This is a genomic window from Vibrio jasicida CAIM 1864 = LMG 25398 (assembly GCF_000400365.1).
GTDB lineage: Bacteria > Pseudomonadota > Gammaproteobacteria > Enterobacterales > Vibrionaceae > Vibrio > Vibrio jasicida.
Genome location: NZ_BAOG01000166.1, coordinates 1 through 2,444, shown reverse-complemented (window position 1 = coordinate 2,444; position 2,444 = coordinate 1). Strand labels below are relative to the sequence as shown.

The 2,444-nt window shown below is 44.4% G+C and carries 3 protein-coding genes; 1 reads left to right on the top strand and 2 read right to left on the bottom strand.

Annotated features, from left to right (window positions below; genetic code table 11):
* The first annotated feature begins 419 nt into the window (after positions 1-419).
* Positions 420-875, top strand: coding sequence for an RNA-binding protein (locus VJL_RS26005; protein WP_038873069.1), 456 nt, complete (start codon positions 420-422; stop codon positions 873-875).
* On the opposite strand, the gene murI is transcribed toward VJL_RS26005, so the two are convergent.
* Entirely contained in the window at positions 838-1,644 is an 807-nt protein-coding gene (gene murI, locus VJL_RS26000; protein ID WP_038882251.1) for a glutamate racemase, read from the bottom strand. The two genes, VJL_RS26005 and murI, sit on opposite strands and share 38 nt — an antisense overlap.
* A 40-nt stretch (positions 1,645-1,684) precedes the next feature.
* A complete protein-coding gene (locus tag VJL_RS25995; RefSeq protein ID WP_038882250.1) occupies positions 1,685-2,368 on the bottom strand; it encodes a Dph6-related ATP pyrophosphatase in 684 nt (227 codons plus the stop codon).
* Positions 2,369-2,444: the final 76 nt, after the last annotated feature.

Genomic DNA, 2,444 nt, shown 5'->3' with positions numbered 1-2,444 from the left:
ATCAACGAGTGCCCACACAGATTGATAGGTTCTTATTTTTAAAGAGCTTTTCTAACATTTTCAGCAACTTAGTTGCTCGTCGTTAGGGGTGCGTATCTTACTTCACACCGTGAGAGAGTCAAGCATTTTTTTCAAATTCTTTTTTCTCTCTTCCCGACTCGCCGTGTGACTTTCGTCTCACTCCGTGTCGGTGGATGCGCAGTATAGGGAATTCAGAAATGAGCGCAACCCCTTTTTTGAAAAAAACAATTCAAGCGCTCACTTATCCATCAAATGCGTTATATCTGCATATTTCTTCGTCACATTTGAGACATATCACAGCAATTGGTTGGAAAAACACCAACCATATACGTAAGATCCATGTGTCTACTTTGTTAATAGACAGACAATTTCTTTATCATCTATATGTAGTAATCAAAATGACGTCTAAAAAAAATCTGACCTTGTGTGCTGGGTTAGCGGTTATCGGGGGAGTTATCTTCTCTCAATTACCGGTTCCACCAGCCTTGAGCTTTGTTATTGGTGTTGTCGCTACTGCTTTTCTGTTTTCACTTTCTAGCAAGACACCTGTTATTCAACCTTCTGATTCCGATCCTTCGACCAAAACGCTGTATGTCGGCAACTTGCCTTATAAAGCAAATGAGAGTCACGTTCGTGATTTGTTTGCGGAGTATGGGCAGGTTTATGCGGTGCGCTTAATGAAAGACAAACGCACCGGTAAAAGAAGAGGGTTTGGTTTTGTCGTGATGGCCGCGGCTGATGCCAAACCTGCTATCGCGAAACTCAATGAAAAGGAATATATGGAGCGAACTCTGAAAGTTCGAATTGCTAACGACCCTAAACATCCGGATGGCGGTAAACTTGAACAGGATTAAAACCTAGTTCTGCCAGACAGATATTCAGTGCATCTTCTTGCCAAGGAGGTGCACTGGCATAAATTTTCTTGCTCCCTTCCTCTTTACTCTCTTGCTTCATATCACTCATGAGTAACGCTTTTACTCGACGAGCAATCGCTTCGCCAGAATCAACTAGCGTGACTTCTCCACCTAACGCTTGATTGATTTCATCTTTAATCAAAGGAAAGTGAGTACAGCCAAGTACTGCAACATCCACTTTATTGCGTAGCGGTAGAAGAATGCTTTCGAGTTCTACTAAAGAGATACTTTCCCCGCGCAGCTTTTCTTCCGCCATATCCACTAAGCGAGTAGAACCTAGCAATTCAACAGGTTTTCCTTGAGCAAAATCGCGAATCAGCTCATGAGTATACTGACGAGTGACGGTCGCTGGCGTAGCAATGAGCCCGACACCTAGAGAGGCAAGTAAAGAAGCAGGCTTTATTGCTGGGACCACTCCAACCACTGGAATGGATAGATTAGCGCGCAAGGAAGGCAGCACAATGGTACTTGCCGTATTGCACGCAATAACCACGATATCGGCTTGATGCTCTTCCACCAATGCCGCCACTAGCTGATTGACACGAGTGATCAGTACATCTTGATCGAGCTCGCCATATGGATAAGCTTCGTTGTCGAATAGATACAAGTAATCCATGTGTGGAAGAAGTCGGTGGATTTCTTGAAAGACCGATAGCCCTCCAACACCGGAGTCAAACACTAGGACTTTTTTCTTACTTGATGCTCGCACGAGTCTTACCTGCAAATTAGAGACTCGGCGATCATACTGGTTAGATTTGTTTTGGCAATGCTTTGGCTTGGTATCTTTGATGGCTGAATCGCTCCCCTATTTCCACTTCAAGCTTAGTCAATTCTATATGTCCTTGAAATGATGGCGTTGATGTCACCAATGTATGGAATTCACCATTTTCCCCGCAGGGGTCAATATGACCGGGTAATGACTCAATCAGCGCTTTGTCATACCAACGTCCACACCACTCCGACGGTAATACTTCTCCATCGGTGGTGATTAGCATGGTTTGAATACCACGCTCGACAATTTCAAATGCCAATGCCTTGCTCTCTTCCCCCAGCAATGGGAATACACATTCCCAACCGGCAGGCTCAATATAGCTACGTCGATAATCAGCTATACCATTGCAGAACATATCACCAAACGCGACAGCTTCTACATTCAGCCCACTATTTTCCAATGCATGAACGATGGTCGATTGATAAATGTCGTTACTCGGGAAGACTTCGGGCAGCTCGATGGTAATGAGCGAAAGACCAAGTAAGTCCGCCTGCATTTGCACAACCTCAAGTGGCGTTGCTTGGAAAGGTACTTCTTTATCAACATAAGTTGTGTACAAGCCAACCACCTGATAATGCGGATTTTCGTTTAGACGCTCTAACGTTAACGTGGAGTCTTTACCACTCGACCAGCTAATCACAACACGTTTTGCCTTTGTCATTTACTTGCCTCGTTACCGATTTACACCAGCTTCTTTGTTCACAATAAGAAAGACCGCCGATGTGGCGGTCTTGTTG